This is a genomic window from Halobacillus sp. K22 (assembly GCF_052246795.1).
Taxonomy (GTDB): domain Bacteria; phylum Bacillota; class Bacilli; order Bacillales; family Halobacillaceae; genus Halobacillus.
This window is the reverse complement of record NZ_JBQQCN010000024.1, coordinates 1-16,003: the sequence shown is the minus strand read 5'-3', so window position 1 is coordinate 16,003 and position 16,003 is coordinate 1. Positions and strand designations below refer to the sequence as shown.

At 44.7% G+C, this 16,003-nt stretch carries 18 protein-coding genes; 17 read left to right on the top strand and 1 reads right to left on the bottom strand.

The window, feature by feature from the left end; genetic code table 11:
* The first annotated feature begins 14 nt into the window (after nt 1–14).
* From ACTWPM_RS15810 to cysI, 4 genes are read left to right on the top strand one after another with little or no spacing between them, the layout of a single operon-like run.
* A complete protein-coding gene (locus ACTWPM_RS15810; protein WP_443133988.1) occupies nt 15–680 on the top strand; it encodes an NAD(P)-binding protein in 666 nt (221 codons plus the stop codon).
* Entirely contained in the window at nt 640–1,446 is an 807-nt protein-coding gene (locus tag ACTWPM_RS15805) for a uroporphyrinogen-III synthase (protein ID WP_443133987.1), read from the top strand. The genes ACTWPM_RS15810 and ACTWPM_RS15805 overlap by 41 nt, the downstream gene beginning before the upstream one ends.
* Nucleotides 1,447–1,472: 26 nt before the next feature.
* A complete protein-coding gene (locus tag ACTWPM_RS15800) occupies nt 1,473–3,296 on the top strand; it encodes an assimilatory sulfite reductase (NADPH) flavoprotein subunit (protein ID WP_443133986.1) in 1,824 nt (607 codons plus the stop codon).
* A gap of 24 nt (nt 3,297–3,320) precedes the next feature.
* Nucleotides 3,321–5,036, top strand: a complete 1,716-nt coding sequence (gene cysI / locus ACTWPM_RS15795) for an assimilatory sulfite reductase (NADPH) hemoprotein subunit (protein ID WP_443133985.1) — start codon at nt 3,321–3,323, stop codon at nt 5,034–5,036.
* Between the two features lie 73 nt (nt 5,037–5,109).
* Here cysI and ACTWPM_RS15790 read toward each other — a convergent pair whose 3' ends face one another.
* Nucleotides 5,110–5,256: a hypothetical protein gene (locus tag ACTWPM_RS15790; RefSeq protein ID WP_443133984.1), complete on the bottom strand. Its 147-nt coding sequence runs from the start codon at nt 5,254–5,256 to the stop codon at nt 5,110–5,112.
* Nucleotides 5,257–5,428: 172 nt separating this feature from the next.
* Here ACTWPM_RS15790 and ACTWPM_RS15785 point away from each other — a divergent pair, with 172 nt between their 5' ends.
* From ACTWPM_RS15785 to ACTWPM_RS15725, 13 genes are all read left to right on the top strand, one after another.
* On the top strand, nt 5,429–6,232 hold the full coding sequence (locus ACTWPM_RS15785) for an alpha/beta fold hydrolase (RefSeq protein ID WP_443133983.1): 804 nt from the start codon (nt 5,429–5,431) through the stop codon (nt 6,230–6,232).
* Between the two features lie 1,000 nt (nt 6,233–7,232).
* Nucleotides 7,233–8,114: an NAD(P)-dependent oxidoreductase gene (locus ACTWPM_RS15780; RefSeq protein WP_443133982.1), complete on the top strand. Its 882-nt coding sequence runs from the start codon at nt 7,233–7,235 to the stop codon at nt 8,112–8,114.
* Nucleotides 8,115–8,227: 113 nt separating this feature from the next.
* Complete coding sequence (locus ACTWPM_RS15775; protein WP_443133981.1) at nt 8,228–8,752, top strand: DUF421 domain-containing protein; 525 nt, start codon at nt 8,228–8,230, stop codon at nt 8,750–8,752.
* 214 nt (nt 8,753–8,966) lie between these two features.
* Nucleotides 8,967–9,590: a TetR/AcrR family transcriptional regulator gene (locus ACTWPM_RS15770; RefSeq protein WP_443133980.1), complete on the top strand. Its 624-nt coding sequence runs from the start codon at nt 8,967–8,969 to the stop codon at nt 9,588–9,590.
* 29 nt (nt 9,591–9,619) lie between these two features.
* Nucleotides 9,620–10,525, top strand: a complete 906-nt coding sequence (locus ACTWPM_RS15765; RefSeq protein ID WP_443133979.1) for an ABC transporter ATP-binding protein — start codon at nt 9,620–9,622, stop codon at nt 10,523–10,525.
* Complete coding sequence (locus tag ACTWPM_RS15760) at nt 10,525–12,129, top strand: ABC transporter permease (protein ID WP_443133978.1); 1,605 nt, start codon at nt 10,525–10,527, stop codon at nt 12,127–12,129. Before ACTWPM_RS15765 ends, ACTWPM_RS15760 begins: the two co-directional genes overlap by 1 nt.
* 888 nt (nt 12,130–13,017) lie before the next feature.
* The gene (locus ACTWPM_RS15755; protein ID WP_443133977.1) at nt 13,018–13,311 is read left to right on the top strand and encodes a hypothetical protein; all 294 of its coding nucleotides are present in this window, start codon (nt 13,018–13,020) and stop codon (nt 13,309–13,311) included.
* Between the two features lie 26 nt (nt 13,312–13,337).
* Complete coding sequence (locus ACTWPM_RS15750; protein WP_443133976.1) at nt 13,338–13,760, top strand: hypothetical protein; 423 nt, start codon at nt 13,338–13,340, stop codon at nt 13,758–13,760.
* A 177-nt stretch (nt 13,761–13,937) separates the two neighbouring features.
* The gene (locus ACTWPM_RS15745) at nt 13,938–14,309 is read left to right on the top strand and encodes a hypothetical protein (RefSeq protein ID WP_443133975.1); all 372 of its coding nucleotides are present in this window, start codon (nt 13,938–13,940) and stop codon (nt 14,307–14,309) included.
* A gap of 131 nt (nt 14,310–14,440) precedes the next feature.
* Nucleotides 14,441–14,965, top strand: a complete 525-nt coding sequence (locus tag ACTWPM_RS15740; protein WP_443133974.1) for a DinB family protein — start codon at nt 14,441–14,443, stop codon at nt 14,963–14,965.
* Between the two features lie 119 nt (nt 14,966–15,084).
* On the top strand, nt 15,085–15,570 hold the full coding sequence (locus tag ACTWPM_RS15735) for a hypothetical protein (RefSeq protein ID WP_443133973.1): 486 nt from the start codon (nt 15,085–15,087) through the stop codon (nt 15,568–15,570).
* Nucleotides 15,571–15,660: 90 nt separating this feature from the next.
* Nucleotides 15,661–15,789 (top strand): hypothetical protein, encoded by a 129-nt coding sequence (locus tag ACTWPM_RS15730; RefSeq protein WP_443133972.1) that lies wholly within the window; start codon nt 15,661–15,663, stop codon nt 15,787–15,789.
* 95 nt (nt 15,790–15,884) lie between these two features.
* A partial coding sequence (locus ACTWPM_RS15725; protein ID WP_443134035.1) for a helix-turn-helix domain-containing protein occupies nt 15,885–16,003 on the top strand: 119 nt, incomplete at its 3' end.

Here is a 16,003-nt window from a genome sequence, read left to right as displayed (position 1 = left end):
AAGGAGTTGAGGGTATGGCATTCGCACCGCTAATGGTCCAGTTGGAAAATCGCAGGGCCGTCATTATTGGAGGGGGAAAGGTGGCTTGTAAACGAGCCCGCACATTAATTGAAAGCGGCGCGCAGGTCACCATTGTGAGTCCTCACTTAACTTCTGAACTGAGTGTCATGGCAGCGGACTCCCTGGTAGAGTGGAAGAAAAAGCTCTTCCAGCCGAACGATATTAAAGATGCTTACATAGTGGTGATTGCGACCAATAATGAACTGGTGAATGAACAGGTATGGCAGTCTTCCTCCAGGGTTCCGCTCGTAAATGTCACAGGCGAGGCGGAGCGAGGCAATCTCCAGTTTCCCGGTCATATCAAACGCGGCAGGCTGTCGATCGCTGTTTCGACGGGAGGAGCAAGTCCTAAGCTTGCCGCGCGAATGAAAGAGGAACTGGAACAGAAGTACAATCATGACTATGAAGACTACGTCGACTTTTTATATACATGCCGCCAGTACATTAAACGATCCCGCCTTTCGAGTGAAGAAAAGCAAGAAACCCTCAAAAAGCTCGTGGAGGAGGATTATATGGACGAAACGAAGCAGAGACCGATGCTGGAATGGCTGAAGCAACAAGCGGAAGGAGGAGATCATCATGAGTGGACTGCAAGGGAAACGAGTGGCCGTAGCCGCTGATCGAAGAGCCGAGGAGATCGGTACACTGATTCGGAACTTTGGCGGAGAACCAGTGGTGTATTCCATCCAGGGAAAGATGAATCTGGATGAGACGACAAGTGCAGCGAATGTTCAAGATCTAATTAGCGGCTCATTTGATTGGGTGATTTTAACGACAGGCATTGGCGCAAGAACACTTGCAGACTCGGCTCGCAGGAACGAGTTGCACGAGGATTTTATTGATAAATTGAAAAGAAGCCGGCTGGCTATTCGTGGCAAGAAAACAACGGATTGGATGAAAGAGCACAATCTTGAGCCGGAACGTTTGGCTGCTGATGGGACGATGGCTGAACTGATGCATGAACTGGAGGCGTCGCCTGAGCGGGGAAGCGTATTTTTGCAAGCTTATAATCTTGACGATGCGAAATGGAAATCAACCCTGGAAGAGATGGGGTATGATGTTTATCTTTCTCAGCCCTATTCATTTGAAAAACCGAAGGCAGCCAATCTTCAGGAATTAAAAATGGAGATTTTTGACCAATCTGTCGAAGCGGTTATATTTACAAGTAAGACGCAGGTGAAGAATTTATTCGAGGATACCGAAGACCAGGAAATGTTAACTCGGCAGTTTAATGACCAGGTACTGGCGGTTGCAGTTGGAAAAGTGACAGCGAAAGAACTTGCAGATCAAAGGATTAACGAAGTGCTCCAGCCAAAAAACCAGAAAATGGGTGCTATGGTGGTTAACTTGAACCAATACTTTACCCAGCTGAGCGAAAGTTATTAATCGATTTTTTACAGGAGGTGGATTTTTTGCCATTAGAGGTTATGAACAGCCCGTTTAACCAGGATCAAGCTGATCTATTGAACCGTTTACTGCCTACGTTAAATGAAAAGCAGAGAATTTGGCTGAGCGGTTATTTATCCAGTCCCGGAGCAGAAGCCCAAACGGCCGTCGAAGTTCCGGAGACGGGCGGGCAGATACAAGAAACAACAGTGGAAGCAACAAGAGAGATTACCATTTTATTTGGATCTCATACTGGCAATTGTCAGGCCTTAGCGGATGTATACGCAGGCAAATTAAAAGAACAGGATTATCAGGTTACAGTTTCATCGATGGATGATTTTAAACCTAAAGCGCTCAAGAAAGTGGAAGACCTGCTGGTACTTACGAGTACTCATGGAGATGGGGATCCGCCGGATAATGCGATTTCTTTCTACGATTTTCTATTCAGCAAACGTGCCCCGAAACTTGACGGCGTGCGATTCTCTGTTCTCTCCCTGGGGGATAGTTCGTATGAATTCTTCTGTCAGACAGGCAAAGATATTGATCAAAAGCTTGAAGATCTTGGCGCACAGCGCATCTACCCTAGAGTCGACTGTGATCTTGACTTTGAAGAGCCGGCAGGTGAATGGTTCGATGGCGTACTCGCACTATTAAATGAGCAGAAAGCAGGCAGCGGCAGTCAAGCACCATCTGCTGCGGCCCAGTCCGTACAGGCAGACGACACACCGGTTTATTCCCGCGCCCATCCATTCCACGCTGAGATTCTGGAAAACATTAATTTGAATGGACGTGGATCCAATAAAGAGACTCGCCACCTGGAACTGGATCTCGAGGGATCGAATCTATCCTATGAACCCGGAGACAGCCTGGCGATTTTCCCGGAAAATGATGAATCGCTCGTCGATCAACTGATTAAAGAGATGGGATGGAATCCAGAGGAATCCGTTCCGATTAATAAAGATGGAGAAATTCGTTCCGTCAGAGAGGCGCTTTTGTCGACCTACGAAACGACTTGTCTAACGAAGCCATTGCTTGAAAAAGCGCAGACCCTGACGGATAACGAACAGCTGACGGAGCTGCTTGAGGACTCTGAGCAGTGGAAAGCCTATATTTACGGGCGGGATCTGCTTGATTTCGTGCAGGATTTCGGTCCTTGGAAAGGGAACGTGCATGACTTCATCGGTATCCTTAGAAAAATTCCTGTCCGTCTATATTCGATTGCAAGCAGCCAGGCCGCTAATCCAGATGAGGTTCATCTGACCATTGGTGCTCTGCGATATGAGGCCCACGGTCGGCAGCGTTTAGGTGTCTGCTCGATTCAGTGCGCTGAGCGCGCGACTCATGGAGACCAGCTGTCTGTTTTTGTCCAGAAAAATCCGAATTTCAAATTGCCGGAAAATCCTGAGGCACCAGTGCTCATGATTGGAGCCGGCACAGGGGTGGCTCCGTATCGGTCTTTCCTTGAAGAACGGGAAGAAACGGAAGCGTCCGGCAAGAACTGGCTATTCTTCGGCGAACAGCATTTTGTCTCAGACTTTCTGTACCAGGTTGAGTGGCAGCGCTGGCTGAACGAAGGCGTACTTACCAACATGGATGTGGCTTTTTCACGTGATAACGAAGAAAAAGTTTATGTGCAGCACCGCCTGCTTGAAAAGAGTGCTGAAGTCTATCAATGGCTGCAGGACGGGACGTATGTTTATGTCTGCGGCGATGAAAAATACATGGCAAAAGACGTGCATGAAGCTTTAATCACGATCGTGGAGAAAGAAAGAAACGTATCCCGTGAAGACGCGGAAGCTTATATTGATCAATTGAGAAAAGAAAAACGCTATCAGCGCGATGTTTATTAAAGGGGAAGAGAAAGGAGCGATTGGATGAGTAAACAGAGGGACAGCCAGCAGCACGGTCCTCCGAGTGAAATGGAAGGGATTAAGAAAGAGAGCCGGTATTTACGAGGCTCACTTGTCGAGAGCCTCCAGGATCCGATTACGGGGAGTGTTCCCGATTCAGATACCAAACTTATGAAGTTCCACGGCAGCTATATGCAGGACGACCGCGATGTGAGGCAGGAACGAAAGCAGCAGAAGCTTGAGCCTGCTTATCAATTTATGACGCGTGTCCGCTTACCGGGTGGAGTTGCGACTCCGGATCAGTGGCTGGTGATGGATGTGATTGCTAATACGTATGGCAATCATACGCTGAAGCTGACGACCCGGCAGACGTTTCAAACGCACGGCGTTTTGAAATGGAATATGAAAAAGCAGATTCAAATGATCAACGATTCTCTGATGGATACGATTGCCGCCTGCGGGGACGTGAACCGGAATGTGATGTGCAATGCCAATCCGTATCAGTCGGATATTCATGGTGAGATTTATGAATGGTCGAAAAAGGTAAGTGAGCACTTGCTGCCAAGGACTAAGGCCTATCATGAGATCTGGCTCGATGGCGAAAAAGTGGAAGACAGCAAGGATGAATACGAAGTTGAACCGATTTATGGCTCGCTTTATCTGCCGCGGAAGTTCAAGATCGGGATCGCGGTGCCGCCTTCCAACGACATTGACGTCTATTCCCAGGATCTTGGCTTTATTGCTATCGTGGAAAACAATGAACTGAAAGGCTTTAACGTAGCCGTTGGCGGCGGTATGGGCATGACCCACGGCGACACCAACACGTATCCGCAAGTGTCCCGTGTGATCGGATTCTGCGAGCCTGAAAAAATCGTTGATGTGGCAGAGAAAATATTAACGATTCAGCGTGACTACGGCAACCGTTCTGAGAGAAAGAATGCCAGGTTTAAATACACCGTGGACCGTCATGGTCTCGACTGGATCAGAAACGAGCTTCATGACCGCCTCGGCTGGGAGCTTGAAGAAGAGCGTTCTTATACGTTCGACCATAACGGCGACCGCTACGGCTGGGTTGAAGGCGATGGTCTGTGGCATCTGACGTTATTTATCCAGAACGGCCGGATCAAGGACTCCGAGGACAACCAGGTTATGACGGGCCTTCGCGAAATTGCGAAAGTTCATGATGGTGAATTCCGTCTCACTCCGAACCAGAATGTGATTATTGCCCGGGTCGAAGAAGAGAAAAAGCAGGAAATTGAGGAGCTTGTGGAGCAGTACGGCCTGACGGACGGCCGCTACAACTCGGCGCTACGAAGAAACTCCATGGCATGTGTCGCTTTTCCAACATGCGGTCTTGCGATGGCAGAATCAGAACGCTACCTCCCATCCTTAATTGATAAAATGGATGACGTGATTGATGAAGCGGGTCTTCAGGATGAAGAAATTGTCATCCGGATGAGCGGCTGCCCTAACGGTTGTTCACGCCCGGCGCTCAGTGAGATTGGCTTTATTGGAAAAGGACCAGGCAAATATAATATGTATTTGGGCGGAGGTTTCACGGGAAATCGCCTGAATAAACTGTACAAGGAAAACATTGGCGAAGAAGAGATTCTAGGCACGATCAAGCCGATGCTGTTTGAATACGCGAAAGAACGGCAGGAGAATGAGCATTTCGGAGATTATGTGATTCGGGCCGGCTACATTGATGAGGTGCAGTCCGGTCTCGACTTCCATTCTTAATATACTGTGTTGAAGCACATAGCAATAAAGCTGGGTCCCGAGGGGATCCAGCTTTATTGGTTTTATCAGCAAATTAGACTGTGAAAACGTGAGTGATTTTTGCCTTTGGATTTTTAGCTAAATACGTCTTTTTAGCGGTTTCGCGATGAGGGGCGTAAATCGTCGCTTTTTTAATGACGCCGCCGCTTACCTGATGATAAATAATGTATTTTCCGTTCATAAGTTTCCATCCCATCTTAAGTGTATTTATTTGTACTAGTATGGGTAGATGCGCATGATTCTATAACTATAAAAATACAAGAGGAAGTTTTGAAGTCAGCACCCGTGTGCGTTTTATTTGTTCTGCTAATGGGAACATTTAGTTACAATCATTGAAAAGGAGTTTTGAAACTATGGGTAAATTTATTGAAGTAGAGCAGGGAGTTAACGTATTTGTAGAAGATATAGGCGAAGGACAGCCGATTGTCTTTATCCACGGCTGGCCCTTGAATCACAAAATGTTTGAATACCAGATGAACGAGTTGCCAAGACAAGGATATCGTTTCATCGGCATAGATCTCAGAGGTTATGGCCAGTCTGATAAACCAGCCTTTGGCTATGACTACGATACATTCGCTCATGATATTAAAGTCGTGGTTGAGGAATTGAAACTCGAAAACTTTTTCCTTCTCGGATTCTCCATGGGCGGTCCGATCAGCATCCGCTACGCCACGAAGTATGCGAATGACCAATTAGCTCAATTAATTCTGGCTGGCGCAGCTGCCCCAAGCTTCACTCAGCGTGAAGGTTATTCCTATGGCATGCAAAAAGAAGAGGTCAGTGGACTCATCCATGCGATTCAGAATGACCGTCCTGCTGCCTTATCGGAATTCGGAAGTAATTTCTATTATTCACAAATCTCAGAACCGCTTAAAGAATGGTTCCTTGGCCTGGCTCTAGAAGCTTCTTCCTATGGCACCATTGCAAGTGCTGAATCTTTACGTGATGAAGATCTACGCGATGAGCTGAGCTCCATTAAGGTTCCTACGCTGCTTTTACACGGAACCAATGATGAAATCTGCGACTATCAATTCTCTGAACAATTACAGGAAGGAATTGAACAAGCGACGCTCGTTTCCTTTGAAAACAGTGGTCACGGTTTGATTTATGACCAGAAAGAGCGTTTTAACGAGGAACTGCTTAAATTGATTAAATAATGTGACTGAAAGGACGATCTCTGATGCAGAGGTCGTCCTTTTTAATAGGCTTTTTTAAATTTCAGGGTTGATTTTACAGTAAAGCTCCTGTTTATGTAAGACTCAGTTTCGAGATATCTAGTGAGAGAGTTAGGTCCTACGGGGAACGACTCGCTTTGCGGCCCTGCACGACGCAGGGTCGTTCGACGTTGCCACACGATGTGGCGTTCTTAGTCGAACATCCCTTGTGCTGAGCCTCCTCAAGCTAAAGCTTTCCGGGGTCTCAGCGATCATGTGTATCCCACAGGAGTCTCCCCGTTCCCCTCCGGACCTGGCCGAATCAGAAACTCGAAACGGTTTTATCCTTCATCCGCTTGAGAAGAAATAACAACATGGGTGTATATATACTTTTTCAGGCTGGAACTATGCGGGATAGCCTGTTATATAAGCATTTCAGTCAGGATAAGGAAGAAAATATACTCTCTTCCCGATGGGGCCGTTCTCCCTAATAAAGTTGGGGTGGTGGGGAAATGGCGAGACTCCCATGGGAGAAGGAACTAGGTGAGATCCCGCAGGGAGTGAAACGAGCGAGGAAGCTCATGGTAAAAGGAGGATCGACTAAGGTCGCCACGTCCTTTGTCAGCGTCGATCGACCCTACGTCGTGTAGGGCCATAGGAAAGTGTTCAAATGTGGAATCGCCCCGTTAGACACGACCAGCATAAGCCGACCATCAAAAGGATGGCGGTTTTTCCATTCGTTGATGAGCGGTTTATGTCTCGAGTGTCTAGGTGATGGAACAAGACGAGTTATTTCCCCACCAGCCCGCTCCTCATTTCGTAACAGGCCCAATTTATCTTGAAGTCGAGTCTTACAGAAAATGGCCCGATAGCTTGAGAGAGGTTTATATGAAAAATCAACAACCAAGTTTAACAGAGATTTTTAATAATCCCATATTCTGTCTTTCGCAAGCCATAGTTGATATACTCAACCTATATTATATGAAAAAGGGGATGAGAGCATATGACAAAACCAGTAATAGGCTTTGTAGGGACCGGAGTTATGGGGAAAAGTATGGTTCGCAACTTACTGCAGGCAAGCTATCCTGTCCATGTATTTACACGTACCAGGGAAAAAGCAGAAGATTTATTAGACGAAGGGGCACAATGGCAGAACAGTGTAGCCGAACTTGCTCAAGATGCTGAGGTTATTATTACAATCGTTGGTTATCCGAGTGATGTCGAAGAGGTTTATTATGGTGAAAGTGGAATTTTACATAATGCGCGCGAAGGAGCGTATGTCATTGATATGACAACATCTTCGCCGCAGCTGGCTCAAGAGATTGATAAAAAAGCTAAAGAGAAGAAGCTTCACGCTTATGATGCGCCGGTTTCCGGTGGAGACACAGGGGCAAAGCAAGGGAAGCTTACGATTATGGTGGGCGGTGAAGCCGAGCATTTTGAAAAGATTGTACCTGTATTCGAAATAATGGGGCAGAACGTCGTGCTTCAAGGCCCTGCGGGTGCAGGACAGCATACAAAAATGTGCAACCAAATTGCGATTGCTTCCAATATGATGGGAGTGGTCGAAGCGATCACTTACGCAGAAAAAGCCGGTTTAGATCCGAAAACGGTTCTGCAGTCGATTGAATTTGGTGCGGCCGGAAGCTGGTCTCTGTCCAACCTGGGACCGCGAATGATCGATGATAACTTTGACCCTGGCTTTTATGTGAAACATTTTATAAAAGATATGGAAATTGCTATTCAATCAGCCGATCGAATGGAATTGCCGGTTCCTGGCCTTAAGCTTGCGAAGTCGCTTTATGACGAGCTCAGTAAAGCTGGCGGGAGCAATGATGGAACACAGGCACTCTATAAATACTATAAAATGATGGCCGAACAATAAATGATTGAGGAGTCTCTGTGACAAGCAGAGGCTTTTTTTATGGAGAGAAAGTTTTTCGTCTGGTTTTTTGTGGAAATTAATGTACATTGCTTGAGGAGAAAAGAGGGGATCACATGTTATTTAATGGATGGAGCGGCATTTTCAGAATTATCATTATGGCGCTGACTGTCTATCCTGCGTTAATTTTTATGCTGAGGATATCCGGGAAGCGGACTCTGTCGAAAATGAATATGTTCGATATGGTAATTACAGTAGCGATTGGGTCCGTCGTCGCCTCGATCATATTATCGGACAAAATGACGATTGCCGAGGGTCTGACGGGTCTTGGTATGTTGATTTTACTTCAATTTGTGGTGACATGGCTGGAAGTTCGGTCCGAAGGTTTTACCTCTATGATTAAAGGAGAACCGCAGCTGCTTTTGTATCAAGGGCATTATATGGAGAAGGCCCTTAAGCAGGAGCGCGTGAAGAAAGATGAAATCAGACAGGCGATCAGGGCTGATGGTCTGGCATCTGTTGAAGAAGTGGAAGCAGTGGTACTCGAGACTGATGGAACGTTTTCCGTGATTAAGCACAAACCTCACGATGGCCAAAGCTCCCTAAAAGAAGTAGGAGGATGGAAAAGAGATGAGGAATAAGGAATAAAATTCCACCTCAGGTCATCCAGATTCTGGATGACCTTTACAGCCGCCTGCATGCAGCTCAATTCGCCTGAACCAAAGCCTCTACTCTAAAGCGATGAGTAGAGGTTTTCTTATGGGAAAAATGTATAGTGAAAATTAATATTGACCAATCCGGTCAATAGGGGTAAGATGATGTTGACCAAATTGGTCAACAGGTGGGAGGGAAGGTATGGAACCAAAATTCCTTGCTTTAGATCAAGAAAAGCAAGACCGCATTTTAAATGCGGCTATGAAAGAATTTGCTCAAAATGGATATAAAAACACCTCTACTAATAATATTGTTAAACAAGCCGGAATTTCAAAAGGCCTTTTATTCCATTACTTTACGAATAAAAGAGAATTATATTTAACGTTGTATGACTATTTTGTTGAACTTTTTCTAAAGGAAATGCAGCAGAAAGTCGATTGGGAAGATAAAGATATTTTCAGCAGGCACCGGCAGATCGCTGCTTTAAAAATCAAGCTTTTTCATCAGTATGAGCATATATTTAACTTTCTTAATGCGGCTATGAGCGAGAATTCCGGGGAGGTTAAAAGTGAACTGGACAGCCGAAGAGAAAAATTCATTAATCACAATTACCGTGAAATGCTACAGGATATAGACTTGTCAAAGTTCAGAGAAGATATGGACGTTTCCAAGATCATCGAAATCATCAGCTGGTCGATGGAAGGGTTTGCTTACAAACAGCAGGCCAAATTTAAAGGCTTGAGTATCAATGAGATGGATCTCGAAGAAATGTTGCAGGAGCTTGATCGCTATATTGAAGTTCTCAAGCATTCTTTTTATAAATAATACGGTTTTACAATAAAGGAGGATGGATCATGTCTGTATTACGTACTAAACAGCTTACTAAGAAATTCGGGGATTTCAAAGCTCTGGATGGAGTGAACATTGAGGTGAATAAAGGAGAGGTATATGGTTTTATCGGCCCGAATGGAGCGGGTAAATCCACCACCATTCGTGTTCTGCTGGGCATGTTAAAAGCAACAGAAGGAGAAGCTGAAATCTTCGGGTTGAATGCTTGGAAAGATGCTGTTGAGATCCATAAACGTCTAGCGTACGTTCCGGGAGACGTGAATTTATGGCCGAATTTAACAGGCGGAGAAGTCATTGACCTTTTTGTAAAACTGAGGGGCGGAAATCCATCTAATAGGAGAGATCAGTTGATTGAAAAATTCGATCTGGATCCTTCGAAAAAATGCGGAACCTACTCGAAAGGAAATCGTCAGAAAGTGGCGCTGATAGCTGCCCTTGCATCCGAGGCGGATCTTTATATTCTCGATGAACCTACATCCGGTCTTGATCCGCTTATGGAACGAGTGTTCCAGGAAAGTGTAGCGGAGCTTAAGAAGGAAGGAAAAAGTATTCTGTTATCAAGCCACATTCTATCGGAGGTCGAAAAGCTGTGTGATCGGATCGGTATTATCCGGCAGGGACAGATGATTGAAACCGGATCCTTAAAAGAGCTGCGTCATTTAACGAGAACCCATCTTCTGATTGAAACAAAGCAGCCAATTCCTTCTTTAGAAGATTTCCCTGGCGTGCACGATGTGAAAGAAAAAGAGCGTGCGCTTTCGTTCCAAGTTGATACCGAACAGCTTGACAAGGTGATCAAGCATATTAGCTCCTATGAGGTTGTGAAGCTTGAGAGCGCTCCGCCAACATTAGAGGACCTGTTTATGCGTCATTATGAATCCGGAGGCACAGGAGACGGAGGTGAAGCGTAATGTTTAAGCAAATGTCGAGTAAAACAGGGGTGCTCAGCCGCTTTCTACTGCGGCAGGACCGCTTCCGCATTCCTATTTGGCTGCTGTCGCTGTCCGGAATTACTTTGCTGACTGCTCAGGCCTTTACAGGGTTGTACGCTACTGAAGAAAATAGACAGACCATAGCTCAGACCATGGTTAATCCTGCGATGACAGCAATGATTGGAAAAGGCTATGGACTTGAGGATTACACATTCGGCGCTATGCTTGCCCATCAGATGCTTCTATTCACTGCGGTGACTGTAGCCATTATGAGCATACTGCTTGTAGCTCGTCATACAAGGGCTGAAGAGGAGGATGGACGTCTTGAGTTGATTCGATCACTGCCTGCCGGACGCTTAGCCAGCCTGAATGCTACTTTAATTGTGGTGGTCGGAACCAATATTTTGCTGGCACTCCTGACAGCCGCCGGATTGTATGCATTAGGAATTGAAAGCATCGATTTAGAAGGGTCTCTCTTATACGGAGCAGCCTTAGGAGCGTCAGGAATCATATTCGCAGCCATTACCGCATTTTTCTCCCAGTTGTCCGAAAGCTCGCGTGGAACGATTGGACTTTCGTTTGCAACACTCGGAGCAGCTTACTTTATTCGGGCTATTGGAGATGTGAGTAATGAGACGCTTTCCTGGTTCTCGCCTCTTGGCTGGATTACAGGTACGGAAGTGTATGTCAATGATTATTGGTGGCCAATACTGCTAACTGTTGGTGTGTCTCTTATTTTCATTATGGCTTCTTTGTATATCAATTCGATACGCGACCTGGATGCTGGATTTTTACCTTCAAGACCTGGTAAAACCAGAGCATCAGCTGCCCTGCAAAGTCCGATCGGCCTTGCTCTTCGTATGCAGCGTACCGGAATCATCGCCTGGGCTATCGGCGTGTTGTTAATAGGAACCTCTTATGGCTCAATCTTTGGTGATTTGGATACGTTTTTTGAAGATATGGAAATTATGAAAGATTTATTGAGTGGGCTGGAAGGTGGCTCTCTAACGGAGCAGTTTATTGCGAAGCTGATGTCGATTATAGCTATGATCTGTACAATACCTGCTCTTATGGCGGTCTTTAAACTGAAAGGGGAAGAGAAAAAAGGGCGCACGGAACATCTTTTGGCAAGAGCCGTTTCACGTAACCGGCTGCTTGCAAGCTACATGCTGATTTCCTTAATTGTCGGTTTTGTCATGTTATCCCTTGCAGCTCTTGGTCTCGGGGCAGCGGCTGGGGCTGTGCTTGAAGATGGACCTTCACTTGCCACGATCTATGGTGCAGCGATGGTTTACCTGCCGGCGCTTGCGATATTCATTGGGCTTGCGGTTCTTTTAACAGGCTTACTGCCAAAACTGACTGCCATCACATGGTTGTATCTTGGCTATTCCTTTTTTGTAGTTTATTTAGGAGGAGTATTTCAATTTGATGAATGGGTGGGAAACTTGACTCCGTTCGGGCATGTTCCTGAACTTCCCATCGAAGACGTAAATACGTTCGTGCTTATTCTGCTCACCATAATAGCTGCAGTCTTAATGACTGGCGGATTTATCGGCTATCGTAACCGTGATATACAAGGATAAATATCTAATCTGGAAGGCGCTTTTCAAAATGAAAAGCGTCTTTTATCTATTGGTTCTTTTAGGTATATTATGGATTTTTCAAAAAGGCTTATTTAAGCAATAGGGCCGGTTAGTTGAAGACTCAGTTTCGAGATAAATGGGGACCGTTACTATATTTGGAAGAGGGCTGGTGGGGAAATAACTCGCTTTCCTATGGGGGAACGGTGAGCTTCCTCGCTCGTTTCACTCCCTGCGGGATCTCACCTGATTCCTTCTCCCATGGGAGTCTCGCCATTTCCTCACCAATCCAGCCAAGGGAGAATAACGGACCCTTTCAGAAAAGGGAAATGATCTTCTCCTAAATAGGTCCCAAATGCTTCTATGACAAGCTTTTTCACATCGTTTTAGCATGAAATACACTCTTCATCCCATCCTTTTTTCTCACCAAGCAACCAGTGTATTTAGTGGTTTCGAGTTTCTGATTCGGCCAGGTCCGGAGGGGGACGATGCAGACTCCTGCGGGATGAACATGATCGGTGAGATCCCGCAGGGCTGTTAAGCCCGAGGAAGCTCACCACATGCCCGCGGAAAGCGAAATCGTCCCCCGAAGGACCTTCCGCTCAACATATATCTCGAAATCAAGTCTTCCAGAAACGGGAGCTTTACTTTAACTTCAACACGGAAGTTTAAGAGGGACTTAATATTAAATTTAGTAAAAATTCTGACATAATAGTTGCAAACTTAGCACTGAATAAGATAAGCTATCAACTTAAGAAAAATGTCTTCGAAAATTTACAAAGGATTCATGTTTTTAGGGAATATAGAAAATAGTCAATGAGTAGGATTAAATCATTCGCACTCAAAAGTAGCGGGACGTCGAATGACTAGTAAAATAAAGGAGGGGTTTATATGTATCTTACAGATATAGAAAACCTTGAATGTTACAGCAAGCTATCCTTAAAGCAAGTGGAAGACCGTCTTCTCATTACAGCCGATTTCCCTAAGGAATTCCTATTTCAAAGCCAGATGACCCATCCCTTTTTATATGTAATCTTATATGTTCGCGGTAAAGAGATGATTAAAATACTGGACGAAGGTACGGCAAAACTCTATGTACCTTCCAAAAAAGAAATAGATCCGAAAACGTATAAAAAAATTATCGATTTCGCTAAGCAGCATTCAAAACAATTTAAGAACGACTAACAGACGGCAGCGCGTGAGGTGGATGTATGGCTTACTTTGGGAAAATAAATGCAGTCAGTATATTAGTTGCTTTCCTCTTTTTTGCAGCGGCTGAGCTGATGGTTAATACGTATCGGCTCAGCAGGCTGTTAAACATGGAGTTAAGCGTGGTAGTCAATCTGTCAATGCTCCTTCTCGGAATTTGGGTGGTGGGGGGAGCTATTGTTTGTTACCTGATTATCAGCCGGTGGATAGAGAAGCGGAAATCAGATTACCTCACAGTGGTACTCTGGTTTCCTTATTTTATTTTAATGACCTACATATTTGTTTCCCTCTTTCCCATCAACCATCCGGCAGACGATCCAGCTCCAGTACTTGGTTTAGTCCTTATCGGCGGGGTGTTTATGTATCCCTTCATTTTAGTATTCATTATATATGTCAGTCATAGCGTAAGAAAGAAGACAGCGTAATACGATATGGAGGAATGACGAATGAATTATGCTGTTATCCATGAGCGGGCATAGAATGTACTTTAAAGATGACTGGATATATATGTTAAAGTGAATTCGAACTATACGGTTTTTAGAAAAGGTTCAGAACTTCGACCATTAAAAATAATTATGAAAACAGAGTCGGGAGAGGATCATATGTTCTTTGGTTCAACATCATGGGTCGTCTTTATCTGGTTTATTGTTCTGGTGATCGGCTACTGGGCATGGTCTATTAAATATAAAAAGACCAGTGGAAAAAAAGAAGGGGCCTGGTGGCGAGGGATATATGTACCATTTGCAGCCCTTATTTTCTTTACCGACTTTCATGTTAGCCAATTTTATTATGAGTATCGGCATGAACCGGAATGGTTCTCTTTGATCGGATGGTGGATTTCTCTATTAACAGTCAGCGGTTTGCTACTTTGCAAATGGATCCACGAAGAAGATGTAGAGGATTTAAAACAGGAAAATAAACGATTGCGGGAAGCGGTGGAGTATTTCCGTAATAAACAGGAAAATGATGATTAGAAAAGAGGGCTGCTTTTTCTCGCATCCCTCTTTTTATGCCATCTTAAGCATATAACGTAACGAGGAAAAATACTAGACTAGGATTTTTCCTAAACTCTGCTAATCTGGAAATATATGAATAGGAGGGGATCGTGAAGGTGGATTATCGAATTAAATCAATAAGCGGTTATACGGAAAAAATAGGGGAGCTTGTATCGATGCTGGAGCACACCCGGGAGGTTACTTTACAAGAGATTGCTTATCTGAGCCAGGCAGATTTAGATGCTCTTCCGCATCAGTCATCGAACACAATTGGTGCACTGTTAATGCACATCACATCCATCGAATTTGTGCATCAAGTAGTATCTTTTGAAAAAAGAGATTTAACAGAACAGGAATATGCTGGCTGGAAAATTCCTTTAGAGCTTGGAGATCAGGCGAGAAAAACGATCCACCATCAGCCTTTAGACTATTACATAGAACAATTGAATCAAACCCGGGCCAACACACTAGCCATGTTAGCCGATAAAGATGATCAGTGGCTGTTGGAAGAAGGAAAATGGAGCCACGGCGTTCCTTATAATCAATACTACCTGTGGTTTCATGTGATGGAAGACGAAATCAATCACCGCGGGCAGATAAGAGCGGTTAAACGGCTTTTAAACCATAGCTCTTAAGAGGCGGAAAGTCATTATAGTAAATGGGAAACCACCTTGAAATTACCTAGAGATCTCATGAAATACCACGGATATTTATAATAGAACGGCGGTTACAATCATCTTAGAGGAGTTTGATCATGAAAAAAATCTGGTTCCGGATTTCTAAAGTCCTTCTCATCATAGGAATCTACTCGTTATTTTTCTATTTATCAGTTGGAGATTATCACGTGCCACTGGGCACGGGCTTTGAAATACAGGGCGAGAAAACGATAGTGGAAGAGTATGACTGGAAGGGGGAAGTTTCCAGCCAATACACAATTGCTTCTTCTCATTTAGACGACTCGATTAAACCGCATGTGCTTCCCCAACGCTTTAAACAAGCTTTTGCAGGCATGGTCCTGATTGCGCTCATACCATTTCAAATTGCTTATGAGGTCATAGGAGAAAGATTTTTCCCGCGATCGCGTCCGTATATTAATCGCTTCTGGCACGTTGTCTTAAGCATAGTAGGATTATGTATTTATGTAGCGGCAGTCATCTTTCTAATAACGAAGTACCAGGAGCATATAGCGGAGAGTGAAGCCTATCTAAAGACTCTAGAGCCTTATTTAATGAAGAAGTAATTCATTCGACTTTTAAAAAGAGTGGTTGATTTCCTTGCAGGAGGCTCTTGAAACGTTCGATTTCGGGATCTTATAAAAGGAGGCGGAGAAGTGGGCATATTTTTCAAGCAGATGTCTGAAAGTCAGATCAAGAATTCACGCCAGGGAATTTATCAGGGTTTTTATCATTCATCGGCAGAAGACTCCCTCTTCAAGCGCCGTGTCGAAGACCGGTGGTAAGGGGGAGATGAATGCCGTCGCCGTAAGGCGAATGCCTTTGAATATTCTCCCTTCCGTGATATCTTAAAGTAAGAACGTATGTTCCTTATTAGGAGGTGGAAAGGTTGAGGCATAAAGCGTATAACTTTCGTATCTATCCAAATAAAACCCAAGAATTGCTCATCGCTAAGACAATCGGTTGCGCTCGTTTTGTCTTCAATCATTTCCTCTCTGA

Bases quoted from the DNA above. Each gene is read 5' to 3' on its own strand.
- ACTWPM_RS15810 (WP_443133988.1), top strand. From the start codon at position 15: ATGGCATTCGCACCGCTAATGGTCCAGTTGGAAAATCGCAGGGCCGTC.
- ACTWPM_RS15805 (WP_443133987.1), top strand. From the start codon at position 640: ATGAGTGGACTGCAAGGGAAACGAGTGGCCGTAGCCGCTGATCGAAGA.
- cysI (WP_443133985.1), top strand. From the start codon at position 3,321: ATGAGTAAACAGAGGGACAGCCAGCAGCACGGTCCTCCGAGTGAAATG.
- ACTWPM_RS15790 (WP_443133984.1), bottom strand. From the start codon at position 5,256: ATGAACGGAAAATACATTATTTATCATCAGGTAAGCGGCGGCGTCATT.
- ACTWPM_RS15785 (WP_443133983.1), top strand. From the start codon at position 5,429: ATGGGTAAATTTATTGAAGTAGAGCAGGGAGTTAACGTATTTGTAGAA.
- ACTWPM_RS15780 (WP_443133982.1), top strand. From the start codon at position 7,233: ATGACAAAACCAGTAATAGGCTTTGTAGGGACCGGAGTTATGGGGAAA.
- ACTWPM_RS15775 (WP_443133981.1), top strand. From the start codon at position 8,228: ATGTTATTTAATGGATGGAGCGGCATTTTCAGAATTATCATTATGGCG.
- ACTWPM_RS15770 (WP_443133980.1), top strand. From the start codon at position 8,967: ATGGAACCAAAATTCCTTGCTTTAGATCAAGAAAAGCAAGACCGCATT.
- ACTWPM_RS15765 (WP_443133979.1), top strand. From the start codon at position 9,620: ATGTCTGTATTACGTACTAAACAGCTTACTAAGAAATTCGGGGATTTC.
- ACTWPM_RS15760 (WP_443133978.1), top strand. From the start codon at position 10,525: ATGTTTAAGCAAATGTCGAGTAAAACAGGGGTGCTCAGCCGCTTTCTA.
- ACTWPM_RS15755 (WP_443133977.1), top strand. From the start codon at position 13,018: ATGTATCTTACAGATATAGAAAACCTTGAATGTTACAGCAAGCTATCC.
- ACTWPM_RS15750 (WP_443133976.1), top strand. From the start codon at position 13,338: ATGGCTTACTTTGGGAAAATAAATGCAGTCAGTATATTAGTTGCTTTC.
- ACTWPM_RS15745 (WP_443133975.1), top strand. From the start codon at position 13,938: ATGTTCTTTGGTTCAACATCATGGGTCGTCTTTATCTGGTTTATTGTT.
- ACTWPM_RS15735 (WP_443133973.1), top strand. From the start codon at position 15,085: ATGAAAAAAATCTGGTTCCGGATTTCTAAAGTCCTTCTCATCATAGGA.